Origin of the sequence: Oryzibacter oryziterrae (genome assembly GCF_021864535.1) — a bacterium.
In the GTDB taxonomy this organism is placed as follows: domain Bacteria; phylum Pseudomonadota; class Alphaproteobacteria; order Rhizobiales; family Pleomorphomonadaceae; genus Pleomorphomonas; species Pleomorphomonas oryziterrae.
This window is the reverse complement of sequence record NZ_JAKJIC010000020.1, coordinates 1-15,901: the sequence shown is the minus strand read 5'-3', so window position 1 is coordinate 15,901 and position 15,901 is coordinate 1. Positions and strand designations below refer to the sequence as shown.

The following is a 15,901-nucleotide window of genomic DNA, read 5'->3' as shown; positions in this document are numbered from 1 at the left end:
CCCCCTCTTATCGATCAAAGCTCGGCCTGAAATCAGGCAGCGGCTTCGGCCGGAGCCGCTTCAGCGGCAGCGGCGGTGCGGGCCTTGTCGGCAGCACCCTTGGCATTGACGTCGCGATCGACGAACTCGATCACGGCAACGGCAGCCGAGTCGCCATGGCGGAAGCCCGCCTTGAGGACGCGGGTGTAGCCGCCGGCGCGGGCCTTGTAGCGGGGGCCGAGAACGTCGAAGAGCTTCTTGGCAGCAACTTCGTTGTTCTGCAGTTCGGCAACGGCCTGACGACGGGCGGCAAGGTCGCCCTTCTTGGCGAGCGTCACCAGCTTCTCGACGATCGGACGCAGGTCCTTCGCCTTCGGCAGGGTGGTGACGATCTGCTCGTGCTCGACAAGCGAAGCAACCATGTTGGCGAACATGGCCTTGCGGTGGCTCTGGGTACGGTTGAGCTTGCGGCCCCTATTTCCGTGGCGCATAGCTGACTCCTGGTTCTTTCGCGCGGCTCACGCCGGGCTTGATTGGGTTACTTGGGAAGCCGGGAAGTCCCCTCCCCGGCGAGCCTTGCGGCTCAGTAATTGTGGTCTTCGTAGCGCTTGGCCAGATCTTCGATGTTCTCGGGCGGCCAGTTCGGCACTTCCATGCCGAGATGCAGGCCCATCTGCGCCAGAACTTCCTTGATCTCGTTGAGCGACTTGCGGCCGAAGTTCGGCGTACGCAGCATCTCTGCTTCGCTCTTCTGGATCAGATCGCCAATGTAGACGATGTTGTCGTTCTTGAGGCAGTTGGCCGAACGCACCGAAAGCTCGAGTTCGTCGACCTTCTTGAGCAGCGCCGGATTGAAGGCGAGTTCCGGAACGGTCTCGACCTTGGTATCCTTCTGCGGCTCTTCGAAGTTCACGAAGATCGCCAGCTGGTCCTGCAGGATGCGAGCGGCATAGGCCACAGCGTCTTCCGGCTTGATCGAACCATCAGTCTCGACGGTCAGCGTCAGCTTGTCCAGATCGAGATCCTGGCCCTCGCGGGTGTTCTCGACCTTGTAGGACACCTTGCGCACCGGCGAGTAGAGGCTGTCGACCGGAATCAGACCGATCGGAGCATCTTCAGGACGGTTGCGGTCGGACGGAACGTAGCCCTTGCCGGTGTCGACGGTGAATTCCATGCGGATTTCAGCGCCTTCGTCCAGCGTGCAGATGGCGAGTTCGGGATTGAGGATCTCGATATCGCCAACCGTCTGGATGTCGCCAGCGGTAACGATGCCGGGGCCCTGCTTGCGCACGACCATGCGCTTGGGGCCCTGCCCCTGCATGCGCACGGCGATTTCCTTGATATTCAGGATGATGTCGGTGACATCTTCGCGAACGCCGGCGATCGACGAGAACTCATGCAGAACTCCGTCGATCTGCACCGCCGTCACCGCCGCGCCCTGCAGCGAGGACAGCAGAACGCGACGCAGCGCGTTGCCGAGGGTCAGACCGAAGCCACGCTCCAGCGGCGAGGCGACAACGGTCGCAACGCGCTTGGGGTCGCGGCTCGGGATGACCTCGAGCTTGTTCGGCTTCTTGAGCTCTTGCCAGTTCTTCTGGATGCTCACGGTTATAACCCTTTCCTCATGAAGCGGTCCGCCACAGGCGGCAGTCCTGTTTGGCGCACCGCCTTGATGACGGCCGTATCCAGAGCCGGACGGGGCTCTGGAGGAAACGCGTGTGCCGAGGTCAGACGCGACGACGCTTGCGCGGACGGCAGCCGTTGTGCGGGATCGGGGTCACGTCGCGGATCGAGCTGACCAGGAAACCGGCAGCCTGAAGCGCGCGGAGCGCCGATTCGCGACCGGAGCCCGGACCGCAAACCTCGACCTCAAGGGTCTTCACACCATGTTCAGCGGCCTTGCGGGCAGCGTCTTCAGCAGCCATCTGGGCGGCATAGGGGGTCGACTTGCGCGAGCCCTTGAAGCCCATGGTACCGGCGGACGACCAGGAGATGGTGTTGCCCTGCGCGTCGGTAATGGTGATCATGGTGTTGTTGAACGTGGAATTCACGTGGGCGATGCCCGAGGTGATGTTCTTGCGTTCGCGACGGCGAACGCGACCAGCGGCTTCCTTGGCCATGCTCTCTCACTCTGTTCCAGTTCGCCCCAGGCCTCAGCCTGACGACGAACGTCATTGTCGATCTCGTCACCGCCGTAGTTCCAGCGGCTACACCGGAGCGCACGCCTGTAGTCGAACCCGCGCACCGGACATACAAATGACCACCCCAACGGGGCAATCACCCGGCGGAAGCACCCAAGAGCACCTTCCACCATGGACAAAGCGCCGACCGCGATGCCTCGCGGAGCCGGCGCCATGTCCAACCCCGGAAACCAGAGCGGTGAGCCTTGACCCACCACCCGGCTTCCAAAGAAATTACTTCTTCTTGCCAGCAATCGCCTTGGCCGGACCCTTGCGGGTGCGGGCGTTGGTGTGCGTGCGCTGACCACGGACCGGCAGGCCCTTGCGGTGACGCAGGCCGCGGTAGCAGCCGAGGTCCATCAGACGCTTGATGTTCATGGCGGTGTCGCGACGCAGGTCGCCTTCCACCATGTAGTCGCGGTCGATGATTTCACGGATCTGCAGAACTTCCGCGTCGCTCAGCTCATTCACGCGCTTGGTGTCGGCAATGCCGGTCTTCTCAAGGATCTCGGCGGCGAACTTCGGGCCGATGCCATGAATGTACTGAAGCGCGATCAGAACGCGCTTGGCCGTGGGAATATTGACGCCAGCAATACGGGCCACTTCACTTCACTCCTGTCGTCGCAGCCGGTTTAACCGGATGCTCCCTCCCCCGAATGCACGTCGTGGAGGTCTGATGATTGACGGCGACCGGATGTCCGGCCACACCGCTCGGGTTCACCGCTTGGTTTCGGCTGGGCGCCCTGTCCTCACTGAGTCGCGACTCAAAAGACAAAGCAAGACCGCCCATTCACACGAGAACCCGGGAATAGGTGCGGGTTCATAGCCGACACCGGCCTTCCCGTCAACCTCACCCAAGCAAGTTCCCGCTTGTTTTTCCGCACTATCGCGCCGCAGTGTGCCCTTCCCGCGAGAGAAGGGCCGAACCGTGGCGCTATTTGCCGGCTCTCAAGAAAGAGCCTTACGGATTTCCTCAGATACCACATCAATCGGCGCCATGCCGTCGATCGATGTCAGCTGACCGCGTTCGCGGTAGAAGGGCGTCAACGCGGCCGTCAGAGCACGGAACTCTTCCAGACGCTTGACGAAAACTTCCGGATTGTCGTCCTTGCGCACCGGCTGACCGGCGGCCTTGGCTTCTTCAGCGCGACGAACGATTCGGTCGACCAGCTTGGTCTCATCCACCTGGAACTCGATGACGGCATCGAGCTTCATGGACTTCGAGGCCAGGAGCTTTTCCAGCGCCTCCGCCTGAGCGATCGTGCGCGGGAAACCGTCGAGGACGAAACCATTCTTGGCATCGGGCTCTTCGATTCGGTCGGAGACGATGCCGATGACAATATCGTCGGACACCAGCTGACCGGCATCCATGACCGCCTTGGCCTTCTTCCCGATCTCGGTACCGGCAGCCACGGCCGCCCGAAGCATGTCGCCGGTCGACAGCTGCACGATCCCATAACGCTCGACCAGCCGCTGCGCCTGTGTCCCCTTACCGGCGCCCGGCGGTCCGAGAAGAATAAGCCTCATCTGCGCTTCCCCCGAAGTTTCGACTTCTTGATCAGCCCTTCATATTGGTGCGCCAGCAGATGTCCCTGGATCTGGGCAACCGTATCCATGGTCACCGAGACCACGATCAGAAGGGAGGTACCACCGAAATAGAACGGAACGCCGGTGGCCGAAATGAGAAATTCGGGTAATAGACAGATCACCACAAGATAGATAGCGCCGAGCACATTGATGCGCGTGAGCACGTAGTCGATGAACTGCGCGGTGCGCTCGCCGGGACGGATGCCCGGGACAAAGCCGCCCTGCTTCTTCAGATTCTCGGCCGTATCGGTCGGATTGAACACGATGGCCGTGTAGAAGAAGGAGAAGAACACGATCATGGCGGCGTAGGACACCATGTAGAGCGGCTGACCATGCGCCATCAGGGTGCCGATGGTCTGCAGCCAGCCACCGGCGGCATTGGTGCCGGCAAAGCCGCTGAGCGTGCCGGGAATCAGCAGGATCGATGATGCAAAGATCGGCGGGATGACGCCCGAGGTGTTCAGCTTGAGCGGCAGATGGCTCGACTCGCCCTGGAACATCTTGTTGCCGACCTGGCGCTTCGGATACTGGATGATCAGGCGGCGCTGAGCGCGTTCCATGAACACGATGGCACCGATGACCGCAGCGGCCAGGACGATGATCCCAATGATGATCGGCGTTGCGAGCGCGCCCTGACGGCCCAGCTCCAGCATGCCGACGAAGGCACGGGGCAAACCGGCGACGATACCCGAGAAAATGATCAGCGAGGTGCCCTGCCCGATGCCGCGCGAGGTGATCTGCTCACCCAGCCACAGCAGGAACATGGTGCCGCCCATCAGCGACAGAACGGTGGACAGAATGAAGAACGGGCCTGGATCGAGCACAAGGGTGCTCTGAGACTCAAGACCAACCGCAATGCCGTAGGACTGAACCGCCGCCAGCAACACCGTCAGATAGCGGGTGTACTGGTTCATCTTCTTGCGGCCCGATTCGCCTTCCTTCTTCATCGTCTCGAGCGCCGGCACGACCGATGTCAGCAGCTGCACGATGATAGAGGCGGAAATGTAGGGCATGATGCCCAGCGCAAAGATGGCCATGCGACCGACGGCACCGCCGGAGAACATGTTGAACAGGCCGAGGAAGCCTGTGCTCTGCTGCTTGAACGCTTCTTCGAGTGCCTGAAGATTGATGCCGGGAAGCGGAATGTAGGTTCCCAGACGATACACAAGAAGCGCACCAAGGGTGAACAAGATCCTCTTCTTCAGCTCTTCAGCCTTCCAGAGGGACCCAAGGTTGATATTCGCAGCGAGTTGTTCTGCCGCCGAGGCCATGTCTCACTCCACCCGATGAGGGGAACGGGTCGCTTCGCGCCTCGCCAGACCCGGCGCATCGCTCCCAAAATGTATCCAGCCTTCCCTCAACATACGGCGCCAGACGGCACCGGATACCCGCAAGGGAAGATCAGTCCGGACAATGAGCTACCGGTTCGGGCCGAGGGCCGCAAGTGGCAACCGATTTCTGAGCTTATATAGCCACAGGTCCAGACAAAATAAGCCCCCGGATGCACCTGAAATGCGCCTTCCTTCAAGGGAGACAATTTCAGGCGCCCCGAGGGCTTGCAACTCAGGCCGCTTCAGCGGCACCCAGCACGACAACCTTGCCGCCGGCAGCCTCGATGGCAGCCAGGGCCGGAGCAGACGCGCCAGCGATCTCGAAGGTCAGAGCCGTCTTGATCTCGCCACCCAGCACGCGCACGCCGTCAAGCGGACGACGCAGCAGGCCGGCAGAGACCAGGGCCTCAACGGTCACGGTCGCCTTGGCATCCAGCTGGCCAGCCTCAACGGCGGCCTGGATCTTGGAGAGACCGATCTCATTGAGATCGAGAGCGAAGATGTTGGTGAAGCCGCGCTTCGGCAGACGGCGATGCAGGGGCATCTGGCCGCCTTCGAAGCCCTTGATGGCGACGCCGGTACGGGACTTCTGACCCTTGACGCCGCGACCGGCGGTCTTGCCCTTGCCGGAGCCGATACCGCGACCGACGCGCATGCGCTTCTTGGTCGCGCCTTCGTTGTCCTTGAGCTCGTTGAGCTTCATTTCATCGATCCTTTCGACCGGCGGTTTCTCAGGCCTCGTCCACGATGCGGACGAGATGCTGGACCTTCGCGATCATCCCGCGCACCGAGGGAGTATCCTCGAGCGTCGCGGTGCGATGCATCTTGTTGAGGCCAAGGCCCACCAGCGTAGCACGCTGGTCAGCCGGACGGCGGGCGGGGCTGTAGATCTGCTCGACCGTGACGGTCTTGCCAGACTTGGTGTTCGACATGGTTCTTACCTTCCGAAAGCTCGCTTGGAACGGTCAAGGGGAGAGTGATCTCCCCTTCCCCATTCTCAGCCTTCAGCCGAAGCCGCTTCCGGGTCGATGTCGCGACGACGGGACTGCAGGGCCGAAACCTTGAGACCACGACGGGCGGCAACCGACCGCGGGCTATCTTCGTTCGCCAGGGCGGAGAAGGTAGCGCGGATCATGTTGTAGGGGTTGGAGGAGCCGAGCGACTTGGCAACCACGTCCTGGACGCCGAGCGTCTCGAACACGGCGCGCATCGGACCACCAGCGATGATGCCGGTACCGGCAGGAGCCATGCGCAGGAAGACGCGGCCAGCGCCCCAACGTCCAGCGACGTCGTGGTGCAGGGTACGACCTTCCTTCAGCGGCACGCGGACCAGGGCGCGCTTGGCGGCTTCCGTCGCCTTGCGGATCGCCTCGGGAACCTCGCGGGCCTTGCCGTGGCCATAGCCCACGCGGCCCTTCTGGTCACCAACGACGACGAGGGCTGCGAAGCCGAAGCGACGGCCACCCTTCACCACCTTGGCGACGCGGTTGATGTGAACCAGGCGATCGACGAACTCGCTGTCGCGCTCTTCGTTGCGATCCCGCTCCCGGTTGTTGCGTTCACGTTCAGCCATTGTCTTTATCTCTCTCGATCGGGACCGGCTTAGAAGTCGAGGCCGCCCTCACGGGCAGCGTCAGCGAGCGCCTTGATACGGCCATGATACAGGAACTGGCCACGATCAAAGATGACCTGGGTGACGCCAGCAGCCTTGGCGCGCTCGGCAATAGCCTTGCCAACCACGGCCGCGGCGGCCTTGTCGGCCCCCGTCTTGAGGGCGTCCCGGAGGTCCTTGTCGATGGTCGACGCGGACGCCAGGGTACGACCCGCAACGTCGTCGATAATCTGGGCATAGATGTGCATCGAGGAACGATGCACGGAAAGGCGCGGACGACCGTTGGCCGCCGCCTTGATCGCACGGCGCACGCGAGCGCGACGGCGATCATTTCCGGTGAGGTGAGCCATGATCGTCCCCTTACTTCTTCTTGCCTTCCTTACGGACGATATACTCGCCCGCGTACCTTACACCCTTGCCCTTGTAGGGCTCCGGCGGACGGTACTTACGGATTTCGGCAGCCACCTGACCGACCTTCTGGGCGTCGATACCGGTGACGGTGATTTCGGTCGGCTTCGGGCACGCAATCACGATACCTTCCGGAACCGGAAAGCTGATATCGTGGCTGTAACCCAGCGACAACTGCAGGTTCTTGCCCTGCAGAGCGGCCTTGTAGCCGACGCCGGTGATCTCGAGCTTCTTCTCGAAGCCCACGGTCACGCCCTTGATGAGGTTCGCGACCTGAGTGCGGGACATGCCCCAGCTGGCGCGAGCCGGCTTGGAATCGTCCTTGGGTTCGATCTTGACCGAACCGTCTTCAGCCTTGGAGGCCAGGACGAGATCGTTCAGAACGAAAGAGAGCGTACCCTTCGGCCCCTTGACCGAAACGGTCTGCCCAGCGATGTCGGCTGTGACCCCCTTGGGGACCGGAACAGCCTTCTTGCCAATGCGCGACATGGTATTAACCCGTTTCCAGTCGAAGGTTAGAAGACGCGGCAGAGAACTTCGCCGCCGACGTTCTGCTCGCGGGCATCGTGGTCAGCCATCACACCGCGGGGGGTGGAGAGGATCGACACGCCGAGGCCGTTGGCAACGCGCGGGAGGTTCTTTACCGAAGCGTAAACGCGGCGGCCCGGCTTGGAGACGCGCTCGATGGTACGGATGACCGGGAGGCCATCGAAGTACTTCAGCTCGATCTCGAACTCGGACTGGCCGTGGGTTGCAGTAACAACCTCGGCATAACCGCGGATATAGCCCTCAGCGGCCAGAACGTCGAGAACGTGCTTACGCAGCTTGGAAGCCGGCGTCGACACCTTCGACATCTTGCGCATCTGGGCGTTACGGATGCGGGTGAGCATATCACCCAAAGGATCGGTCATCGCCATGGGACCGTTCTCCTTACCAGCTCGACTTCACAAGGCCCGGGATGAGACCGAGAGAGCCCAGCTCGCGCAGGGCAATACGGCTCATCTTGAGCTTGCGATAATAAGACCGCGGACGGCCGGTGACTTCGCAACGATTACGAACACGCACGGGCGAGGAATTGCGCGGAAGCTCAGCGAGCTTCAGGCGGGCAGCGAACTGCTCCTCGATCGAAAGGTTCTGATCGTTGGCGACAGCCTTGAGGGCGTCACGCTTGGCGGCGAACTGCTTGACCAGCTTCTGGCGTCGCTTGTTCTTCTCGATGGCACTCTTTTTAGCCATTTGTCCGAACCCTTCTCGTCACTGCCGGAACGGGAAATTGAAGGCCTTGAGAAGCGCGCGCGCCTCGTCGTCGGTCTTCGCCGTCGTGCAGACGATGATGTCCATTCCCCAAACCTGGTCGACCTTGTCGTACTCGATTTCGGGGAAAACGATGTGTTCCTTAACGCCCATGGCATAGTTGCCGCGGCCGTCGAAGGACTTCGGGTTCAGACCACGGAAGTCACGAACGCGCGGGAGCGCAATGGTGACCAGGCGATCGAGGAACTCGTACATGCGCTGGCGACGCAGGGTCACCTTGGCACCGATGTTCATGCCTTCGCGCACCTTGAAGGTGGCGACCGACTTGCGGGCCTTGGTGATCACCGGCTTCTGACCGGCGATGAGCGTCAGGTCACCCACGGCCGAATTGATCTTCTTGCCGTCAGCAACAGTTTCGCCAACGCCCATGTTCAGGACGATCTTTTCGATCGCCGGAATCTCGAGCGGATTCTTGTAGCCGAACTGCTCCACCATCTTCTGGCGGATCTGTTCGTCATAAACGCGCTTCAAGCGCGGGATATAGGTCGCATCAGCCATCGATCACTTCTCCGGAACGCTTGGCGACACGCACCTTGCGGCCATCTTCAAGAACCTTGAAACCGACACGCGTCGGCTTGCCATCCTTGGGATCGGCGATCGCGATGTTGGACAGGTCCAGCGCAGCTTCCTTGGCGATGATACCGCCTTCGGACTGAGCGCTCTGACGCTGATGGTGGCGGACGATATTCACGCCACGAACAACGGCCCGGTTCTCGCTAGGACGGACTTCCAGGACCTCACCGGTCTTGGCCTTGTCCTTGCCCGTGAGAACTACGACCTTGTCGCCCTTCTTAATCTTGGCGGCCATGGTTACAGCACCTCCGGGGCGAGCGAGATGATCTTCATGTGGTTCTTCGCGCGAAGTTCGCGCGGAACCGGTCCGAAGATACGGGTCCCGATCGGTTCTTTCTGGTTGTTGATGAGAACGGCGGCATTCCGGTCAAACCGAATCACCGAACCGTCCGTGCGACGGATGTCCTTGGCCGTGCGGACCACGACCGCCTTCATCACGTCGCCCTTCTTCACGCGACCACGAGGGATGGCTTCCTTGATGGAAACGACGATGATGTCGCCCACCGAGGCATACTTCCGCTTCGCGCCGCCGAGCACTTTGATGCACATAACACGACGTGCGCCGGAATTATCCGCCACGTCGAGGTTGGTTTGCATCTGAATCATGACTTGGCCGCCTTATCTTTTTTAGCTGCCCCGGACCGTATCCGCAGCCCGGTGCCTTGATCTGACTTAAGGCACCTCCTGCCCGGAGTGGACCGGGAGCGCCTTGAGTTCCTGGTGCCTGTTTCCAAACCGTTAAGGTCTTGGAAAAAGACATTCCGGCACGGAGCGGTGGGTTCCCACCACTCCGTCCCAAAATTTCGCGTTAGCCGCATAATCCTCCCCGAGCCATAAGTCAATCGCCCGGAGGGGAATTATCGTTTAATCGTCCGTTCAGCTCGCGCTTACGGAAGACAGGACCACCCAGCGCTTGGTCTTGGAGATCGGCTTGGACTCCTCGATGGAGACCACGTCGCCGATCTTGAACTGGTTGGCTTCGTCGTGGGCCTGGTAGTTCTTGGACCGACGAACGGTCTTCTTGAGCACCGGATGAGTGAAGCGACGCTCCACCTTCACCACGACCGTCTTGTCGGTCTTGTCGCTGACGACGACGCCCTGCAGTATGCGCTTCGGCATCTCGCCTCTCCTTTAAGCGGTTTCGGCCGTGCGCTTCTGGCGCAGGACCGTCTGAATGCGGGCGATGTCGCGACGCACGACCTGCACGCGGGACGTGTTCTCAAGCTGGCCCGTGGCCTTCTGGAAGCGCAGGTTGAACTGCTCTTTCTTCAGCTTCGCCAGCTCGTCTTCGAGCTGGTCGGGCGTGAGGGCCCGAACATCGTTCGCCTTCATTTTCTTTTCGTCCTAATAGTCTGTCGCCTTGGACCGAAATCGATCACTCGGCGATGCGCTGGATGAAGCGCGTCTTGATCGGAAGCTTGGCAGCGCCCAGGCGCAGAGCCTCGCGGGCGACATCCTCAGGGACGCCGTCCAGCTCGAACATGATGCGGCCGGGCTTGATGCGGCAGGCCCAGTATTCCGGAGAACCCTTGCCCTTACCCATACGAACTTCGGTCGGCTTTGCGGTCACCGGAACATCGGGGAACACGCGGATCCAGACACGGCCCTGGCGCTTCATCTGACGCGTGATCGCGCGGCGAGCCGCCTCGATCTGACGCGCCGTCACGCGCTCGGGTTCCATCGCCTTCAGTCCAAAGGCGCCGAAGTTCAGCTCAGTGCCGCCCTTAGACACGCCGTGAATACGGCCCTTGAACTGCTTGCGGAATTTGGTGCGCTTCGGTTGAAGCATTGTACCTCTCCCAAACCTTTAATTAACGCGCACCGTCGGCGTCGCGGTCACGACGGCCACGGCCGCGGCCTTCGCGATCGCCACGCGGATTCTCACGATCGCGATCCCGGCGACGCTCGTTGCCCTGCGGACGGTCGCCGTCATGGCCACCTTCGAGAGCGCGACGTTCAGACGCCATCGGATCGTGTTCGAGGATCTCGCCCTTGAACACCCAGACCTTGAGGCCGTTGGTGCCATAGGCGGTGTGAGCGGTGGCAATGCCGTAGTCGATGTCGGCACGGAGGGTGTGCAGGGGCACGCGGCCCTCGCGGTACCACTCCAGACGAGCGATTTCAGCGCCGCCCAGACGGCCACCGGCGTTGATGCGGATGCCTTCAGCGCCGAGACGCATGGCAGACTGCACCGAACGCTTCATGGCGCGGCGGAAGGCAACACGACGCTCGAGCTGCTGAGCGATCGACGCAGCGATGAGGTTCGCATCCGTTTCGGGCTTGCGCACTTCAACGATGTTGAGATGCACTTCCGACTTGGTGAAGCGACCGATCTGCTTGCGAAGCTTCTCGATGTCAGCACCCTTCTTGCCGATCACCACGCCCGGACGAGCCGAGTGGATGGTCACGCGGCACTTCTTGTGCGGACGCTCGATGATGACCTTCGAAACAGCGGCAGCCTTCAGCTCCTCGAGGAGGAACTTGCGGATCGCCAGGTCTTCGTGCAGGAGCGAGCCGTACTCGTTCTTGCCAGCGAACCAACGGCTGTCCCAGGTGCGGTTGATGCCGAGGCGCAGACCGATCGGATTGACTTTGTGACCCATCAGGCGGTCTCCTCGACTTCGCGAACGACGATCGTCAGGTTCGCAAACGGCTTCTGGATTTGGCCGACGCGACCACGAGCCCGGGGGGAGAAGCGCTTCATAACAAGCGCCTTGCCCACGTAGGCTTCCTTGACGACGAGGGCGTCGACGTCGAGGTCGTGGTTGTTCTCTGCGTTGGCAATCGCCGACTCCAGCGTCTTCTTCACATCGAGCGCAATGCGCTTGCGGGAGAAGGTGAGGTCAGCAAGAGCGGCATTGACCTTCTTGCCGCGGATCATGGCCGCGACAAGATTGAGCTTCTGCGGCGAGACCCGGATGTTACGGGTCACAGCCTTCGCCTCGTTGTCGGCGAGCGAGCGTTCGCGCTTCGGCTTGCCCATGTTACTTCCTCTTCGCCTTCTTGTCAGCGCCGTGGCCATAGTAGGTCCGGGTCGGCGCAAACTCGCCGAACTTGTGACCCACCATGTCCTCGTTCACGGACACGGGAATGTGCTTCTGCCCATTGTAGACGCCGAACGTCAGTCCGACGAAATTGGGCAGGATCGTGGAGCGACGGCTCCAGATCTTGATGACTTCATTACGTCCGCCAGAACGAGCAGCTTCCGCCTTCTTGAGGAGGTAGCCGTCAACGAACGGACCTTTCCATACCGAACGAGTCACGGTCGTTCCTCTCTCTTACTGCGTCTTCTTGCGGGCGTGACGGCTGCGAACGATGAACTTGTCCGTAGACTTGTTCGAACGCGTCTTCTTGCCCTTGGTCGGCTTGCCCCACGGGGTAACCGGATGACGGCCACCCGAGGTGCGGCCTTCACCACCGCCGTGCGGATGGTCGATCGGGTTCATGGCAACACCGCGGACGACCGGGCGCTTGCCCAGCCAGCGATTGCGGCCAGCCTTGCCGATCGACACGTTGGCGTGGTCCGGATTGGACACGGCGCCGATGGTGGCGAAGCAAGTGCCGAGCACCTTGCGCTGCTCGCCCGAATTCAGGCGAACGATGGTGTAGCCCTGGTCACGACCCACGATCTGAGCGTAGGAACCGGCCGAACGAGCGATCTGACCGCCCTTGCCGGGCTTCAGTTCGACGTTGTGGACCAGCGTACCGACCGGGATGGCCGACAGCGGCATCGCATTACCGGGCTTCACGTCGGCCTGGGCCGAGGCGACGACGACGTCGCCAGCGGCAAGGCGCTGCGGAGCCAGGATGTAGCTCAGCTCACCGTCTGCATACTTGATCAGAGCGATGAAGGCCGTGCGGTTCGGGTCATACTCGAGACGCTCGACCGTGGCGATGACATCAAGCTTGTTACGCTTGAAGTCGACCATACGGTACGAACGCTTGTGACCGCCACCACGCTGGAAGGAGGTGATGCGACCGAGATTGTTGCGGCCGCCGGACTTGTTGAGACCGACGGTGAGGCTCTTGACCGGCGCGCCCTTGTGGAGCTCGGAGCGATCGACAAGGACCAGCTGGCGCTGGCCCGGCGTCGTCGGCTTGTAATATTTGAGTGCCATGTTACTGCCGCTCCGCTCAGAGACCCGTCGTGATGTCGATCGAGTGGCCCTCTTCGAGGGTCACAATCGCTTTCTTCACGTCGGACTGGGTACCGATGGTGCCACGGAAGCGCTTCACCTTGCCCTTACGCACGAGCGTGTTGACGCTCTTGACCTTCACCGAGAAGAGGGCCTCGACGGCCGCCTTGATCTCGGGCTTGGTTGCGGTCTTGGCAACGTTGAAGACCACCTTGTTGTTTTCCGCCTGGATGGTCGCCTTTTCGGTGACAGCCGGCGTACGGATGATGTCGTAGTGCTTCAGATTGGTCATTTGAACCGCTCCTCGAGCGCCGAAACGGCCGCCTTCGTCAGCACCAGCGTGTCACGACGCAGAATGTCGTAGACGTTGATGCCCTGGATGGGCAGGACGTCGATCTGCGGAATGGCACGAGCAGCCAGACGGAACGCATCCTGCGGATTGGCCCCATCGACGATCAGCGCATTGGTCAGGCCGAGAGCCGCGAGCTTGACGCTCAGAGCCTTGGTCTTGTGATCCCCAGCGACGGCCTCATCGAGGACGACGATGTTCGAACCCTGAGCCTTGGCCGACAGCGCGAGCTTCAGGCCGAGGGCGCGGATCTTCTTGGGCAGGTCATGCGCATGGCTGTGCACAACCGGACCGAAGGCCTTGCCGCCGCCGCGGAACTGCGGAGCCGCCTTGTTGCCGTGACGGGCGCCACCGGTGCCCTTCTGGCGGTACATCTTCTTGCCCGTGCGGGAGATTTCCGTACGGGTAAGGGTCTTGTGGGTCCCGGCCTGGCGCTTGGCCAGCTGCCAGCGGACGACGCGCTGAAGGATGTCGGCGCGCGGCTCGAGACCGAAGATCTCGTCGGAAAGCGCGACCGTACCAGCGACGGCGCCGTCAAGGGTCTTGACTTCGAGTTCCATCACTCACCTGCCTCCGCAGCCACGGCTTCCACCGCCTTGCGGAACTTGCCCGGGGTGGGAACACCTTCCGGAAGCTTCTTCTTGACCGCGTCGCGAACCAGGATCCAGCCACCCTTGGCGCCGGGAACTGCACCCTCGACGAGGATCAGGCCACGATCGGCGTCCGTGCGGACGATCTTGAGGTTCTGCGTCGTGATGCGCTCGTCACCCATGTGACCAGGCATCTTCTTGTTCTTGAAGACCTTGCCCGGATCCTGGCGCTGACCGGTCGAACCCAGGACGCGGTGCGAGACCGAGTTACCGTGGGTGGCGCGACCACCACCGAAGTTCCAGCGCTTCATGGCACCGGCGAAGCCCTTACCGATGGAGGTGCCGGTGACGTCCACGAACTGACCGGGGACGAAATGATCGGCCGTCAGCTCAGCGCCGACCTCGATCATGTTCTCCGGCGAGACGCGGAATTCAGCGACCTCACGCTTCGGCTCGACTTCGGCAACGGCGAAATGACCGCGCATAGCCTTCGAGACATTCTTGACCTTGACCGTACCCGCACCAAGCTGGAGCGCGGTATAGCCGTTCTTTTCTTCGGTACGGTGAGCGACCACCTGGCAGTTCTCAACCTTGAGGACTGTCACGGGAACATGCTCGCCAGCGTCGTTATAGACGCGGGTCATGCCGACCTTCTGTGCGATGACACCTGAGCGCATAGCGTTTCTCTCAACCCGGCTCTAGTTCTCAGAGCTTGATCTCGACATCCACACCAGCGGCGAGGTCGAGCTTCATCAGCGCGTCCACGGTCTGGGGGGTCGGATCGATGATGTCCAGGAGGCGCTTGTGCGTGCGCATCTCGAACTGTTCGCGGCTCTTCTTGTCGATGTGAGGCGACCGGTTAACCGTGAACTTCTCGATCCGCGTCGGGAGCGGAACGGGTCCACGAACCTGGGCGCCGGTGCGCTTGGCCGTGTTGACGATCTCACGGGTCGACGCATCGAGGATACGATGGTCAAACGCCTTGAGACGGATACGGATATTCTGACCGTTCATTTTTATTCCTCTTAAGACGACAAGGGCAGAGCGAAAGCCCCGCCCCGTTTCGTCCCAAAACGATCAATCACTTGATGATGGCGGCAACGACGCCGGCACCGACGGTGCGACCGCCTTCGCGGATGGCGAAGCGCAGCTTTTCTTCCATGGCGATCGGAACGATCAGGTTGACTTCCATCGACACGTTATCGCCCGGCATCACCATTTCGGTGCCTTCGGGGAGCGTGCAGATGCCGGTCACGTCCGTTGTACGGAAGTAGAACTGCGGGCGGTAGTTGGTGAAGAACGGCGTATGACGGCCGCCTTCTTCCTTGGTGAGGATGTAAGCCTCAGCCTTGAAGACGGTGTGCGGGGTAACCGAAGCCGGCTTGCACAGGATCTGGCCGCGCTCGACGTCTTCACGCTTGGTACCGCGCAGAAGAGCACCGATGTTGTCGCCGGCCTGGCCCTGATCGAGCAGCTTGCGGAACATCTCGACGCCGGTCACGGTGGTCTTGGTCGTCGGACGGATGCCAACGATCTCGACTTCCTCGCCGACCTTGACGATGCCGCGCTCGACGCGACCGGTCACCACGGTGCCACGGCCCGAGATCGAGAACACGTCTTCGATCGGCATCAGGAACGGCTGGTCAACCGGACGCTCCGGCTGCGGGATGTAGGCGTCGACCGCCTTCATCAGCTCGAGGATGGCATCATGGCCCAGGGCCGGATTGGTGCCTTCCAGGGCGCACAGAGCCGAACCCTTGATGATCGGAATGTCATCGCCGGGGAAGTTGTAGGACGACAGAAGCTCACGAACTTCCATCTCCACCAGCTCGAGCAGTTCCG

General features: G+C 61.6%; 28 protein-coding genes. All 28 read right to left on the bottom strand.

Features of this window, described 5'->3' with window-relative positions:
* Positions 1 to 32: 32 nt before the first annotated feature.
* Positions 33 to 470 carry a 50S ribosomal protein L17 gene (rplQ, locus tag L2I41_RS17825; protein WP_237154931.1) on the bottom strand — a complete coding sequence of 146 codons (438 nt, stop codon included), beginning with the start codon at positions 468 to 470 and terminating at the stop codon, positions 33 to 35.
* A 92-nt stretch (positions 471 to 562) separates the two neighbouring features.
* The gene (locus tag L2I41_RS17820) at positions 563 to 1,591 is read right to left on the bottom strand and encodes a DNA-directed RNA polymerase subunit alpha (RefSeq protein ID WP_237154977.1); all 1,029 of its coding nucleotides are present in this window, start codon (positions 1,589 to 1,591) and stop codon (positions 563 to 565) included.
* 115 nt (positions 1,592 to 1,706) lie between these two features.
* Positions 1,707 to 2,099: a 30S ribosomal protein S11 gene (rpsK, locus tag L2I41_RS17815; RefSeq protein WP_237154930.1), complete on the bottom strand. Its 393-nt coding sequence runs from the start codon at positions 2,097 to 2,099 to the stop codon at positions 1,707 to 1,709.
* Between the two features lie 294 nt (positions 2,100 to 2,393).
* Positions 2,394 to 2,762 carry a 30S ribosomal protein S13 gene (rpsM, locus tag L2I41_RS17810; RefSeq protein WP_237154929.1) on the bottom strand — a complete coding sequence of 123 codons (369 nt, stop codon included), beginning with the start codon at positions 2,760 to 2,762 and terminating at the stop codon, positions 2,394 to 2,396.
* A gap of 345 nt (positions 2,763 to 3,107) precedes the next feature.
* Positions 3,108 to 3,686 carry an adenylate kinase gene (locus tag L2I41_RS17805; protein WP_237154928.1) on the bottom strand — a complete coding sequence of 193 codons (579 nt, stop codon included), beginning with the start codon at positions 3,684 to 3,686 and terminating at the stop codon, positions 3,108 to 3,110.
* On the bottom strand, positions 3,683 to 5,017 hold the full coding sequence (gene secY / locus L2I41_RS17800; protein WP_237154927.1) for a preprotein translocase subunit SecY: 1,335 nt from the start codon (positions 5,015 to 5,017) through the stop codon (positions 3,683 to 3,685). The genes L2I41_RS17805 and secY overlap by 4 nt, the downstream gene beginning before the upstream one ends.
* Positions 5,018 to 5,309: 292 nt before the next feature.
* Entirely contained in the window at positions 5,310 to 5,780 is a 471-nt protein-coding gene (rplO, locus tag L2I41_RS17795; protein WP_237154926.1) for a 50S ribosomal protein L15, read from the bottom strand.
* 28 nt (positions 5,781 to 5,808) lie between these two features.
* The gene (rpmD, locus tag L2I41_RS17790) at positions 5,809 to 6,009 is read right to left on the bottom strand and encodes a 50S ribosomal protein L30 (RefSeq protein WP_237154925.1); all 201 of its coding nucleotides are present in this window, start codon (positions 6,007 to 6,009) and stop codon (positions 5,809 to 5,811) included.
* Positions 6,010 to 6,074: 65 nt separating this feature from the next.
* Entirely contained in the window at positions 6,075 to 6,650 is a 576-nt protein-coding gene (rpsE, locus tag L2I41_RS17785) for a 30S ribosomal protein S5 (protein ID WP_237154924.1), read from the bottom strand.
* Between the two features lie 29 nt (positions 6,651 to 6,679).
* A complete protein-coding gene (rplR, locus tag L2I41_RS17780) occupies positions 6,680 to 7,039 on the bottom strand; it encodes a 50S ribosomal protein L18 (protein ID WP_237154923.1) in 360 nt (119 codons plus the stop codon).
* Positions 7,040 to 7,049: 10 nt separating this feature from the next.
* Positions 7,050 to 7,586 (bottom strand): 50S ribosomal protein L6, encoded by a 537-nt coding sequence (gene rplF / locus L2I41_RS17775; protein ID WP_237154922.1) that lies wholly within the window; start codon positions 7,584 to 7,586, stop codon positions 7,050 to 7,052.
* A 26-nt stretch (positions 7,587 to 7,612) separates the two neighbouring features.
* A complete protein-coding gene (gene rpsH / locus L2I41_RS17770) occupies positions 7,613 to 8,014 on the bottom strand; it encodes a 30S ribosomal protein S8 (protein ID WP_237154921.1) in 402 nt (133 codons plus the stop codon).
* 13 nt (positions 8,015 to 8,027) lie between these two features.
* Positions 8,028 to 8,333, bottom strand: coding sequence for a 30S ribosomal protein S14 (gene rpsN / locus L2I41_RS17765; RefSeq protein ID WP_237154920.1), 306 nt, complete (start codon positions 8,331 to 8,333; stop codon positions 8,028 to 8,030).
* Positions 8,334 to 8,351: 18 nt separating this feature from the next.
* Positions 8,352 to 8,909, bottom strand: a complete 558-nt coding sequence (gene rplE / locus L2I41_RS17760; RefSeq protein ID WP_304610564.1) for a 50S ribosomal protein L5 — start codon at positions 8,907 to 8,909, stop codon at positions 8,352 to 8,354.
* The gene (gene rplX / locus L2I41_RS17755; RefSeq protein ID WP_237154919.1) at positions 8,902 to 9,219 is read right to left on the bottom strand and encodes a 50S ribosomal protein L24; all 318 of its coding nucleotides are present in this window, start codon (positions 9,217 to 9,219) and stop codon (positions 8,902 to 8,904) included. The genes rplE and rplX overlap by 8 nt, the downstream gene beginning before the upstream one ends.
* 2 nt (positions 9,220 to 9,221) lie before the next feature.
* A complete protein-coding gene (gene rplN / locus L2I41_RS17750; protein WP_237154918.1) occupies positions 9,222 to 9,590 on the bottom strand; it encodes a 50S ribosomal protein L14 in 369 nt (122 codons plus the stop codon).
* A gap of 270 nt (positions 9,591 to 9,860) precedes the next feature.
* The gene (rpsQ, locus tag L2I41_RS17745; RefSeq protein WP_237154917.1) at positions 9,861 to 10,103 is read right to left on the bottom strand and encodes a 30S ribosomal protein S17; all 243 of its coding nucleotides are present in this window, start codon (positions 10,101 to 10,103) and stop codon (positions 9,861 to 9,863) included.
* 12 nt (positions 10,104 to 10,115) lie between these two features.
* The gene (rpmC, locus tag L2I41_RS17740) at positions 10,116 to 10,316 is read right to left on the bottom strand and encodes a 50S ribosomal protein L29 (RefSeq protein WP_237154916.1); all 201 of its coding nucleotides are present in this window, start codon (positions 10,314 to 10,316) and stop codon (positions 10,116 to 10,118) included.
* A gap of 43 nt (positions 10,317 to 10,359) precedes the next feature.
* The gene (gene rplP / locus L2I41_RS17735; RefSeq protein ID WP_237154915.1) at positions 10,360 to 10,773 is read right to left on the bottom strand and encodes a 50S ribosomal protein L16; all 414 of its coding nucleotides are present in this window, start codon (positions 10,771 to 10,773) and stop codon (positions 10,360 to 10,362) included.
* Between the two features lie 22 nt (positions 10,774 to 10,795).
* Positions 10,796 to 11,587, bottom strand: a complete 792-nt coding sequence (gene rpsC / locus L2I41_RS17730; protein WP_237154914.1) for a 30S ribosomal protein S3 — start codon at positions 11,585 to 11,587, stop codon at positions 10,796 to 10,798.
* Positions 11,587 to 11,967 carry a 50S ribosomal protein L22 gene (rplV, locus tag L2I41_RS17725; RefSeq protein ID WP_237154913.1) on the bottom strand — a complete coding sequence of 127 codons (381 nt, stop codon included), beginning with the start codon at positions 11,965 to 11,967 and terminating at the stop codon, positions 11,587 to 11,589. Before rplV ends, rpsC begins: the two co-directional genes overlap by 1 nt.
* 1 nt (position 11,968) lies before the next feature.
* Positions 11,969 to 12,247, bottom strand: a complete 279-nt coding sequence (gene rpsS / locus L2I41_RS17720) for a 30S ribosomal protein S19 (RefSeq protein ID WP_237154912.1) — start codon at positions 12,245 to 12,247, stop codon at positions 11,969 to 11,971.
* A gap of 15 nt (positions 12,248 to 12,262) precedes the next feature.
* On the bottom strand, positions 12,263 to 13,102 hold the full coding sequence (gene rplB / locus L2I41_RS17715) for a 50S ribosomal protein L2 (protein WP_237154911.1): 840 nt from the start codon (positions 13,100 to 13,102) through the stop codon (positions 12,263 to 12,265).
* 16 nt (positions 13,103 to 13,118) lie between these two features.
* Positions 13,119 to 13,412, bottom strand: coding sequence for a 50S ribosomal protein L23 (locus L2I41_RS17710; protein ID WP_237154910.1), 294 nt, complete (start codon positions 13,410 to 13,412; stop codon positions 13,119 to 13,121).
* A complete protein-coding gene (gene rplD / locus L2I41_RS17705; protein WP_237154909.1) occupies positions 13,409 to 14,029 on the bottom strand; it encodes a 50S ribosomal protein L4 in 621 nt (206 codons plus the stop codon). Before rplD ends, L2I41_RS17710 begins: the two co-directional genes overlap by 4 nt.
* Positions 14,029 to 14,736 (bottom strand): 50S ribosomal protein L3, encoded by a 708-nt coding sequence (gene rplC / locus L2I41_RS17700; protein ID WP_237154908.1) that lies wholly within the window; start codon positions 14,734 to 14,736, stop codon positions 14,029 to 14,031. Before rplC ends, rplD begins: the two co-directional genes overlap by 1 nt.
* A gap of 28 nt (positions 14,737 to 14,764) precedes the next feature.
* Positions 14,765 to 15,073 (bottom strand): 30S ribosomal protein S10, encoded by a 309-nt coding sequence (rpsJ, locus tag L2I41_RS17695; protein WP_026782425.1) that lies wholly within the window; start codon positions 15,071 to 15,073, stop codon positions 14,765 to 14,767.
* Between the two features lie 67 nt (positions 15,074 to 15,140).
* Positions 15,141 to 15,901, bottom strand: a 761-nt coding sequence (locus L2I41_RS17690; protein WP_237154907.1) for an elongation factor Tu, incomplete at its 5' end; no start/stop codon positions are given.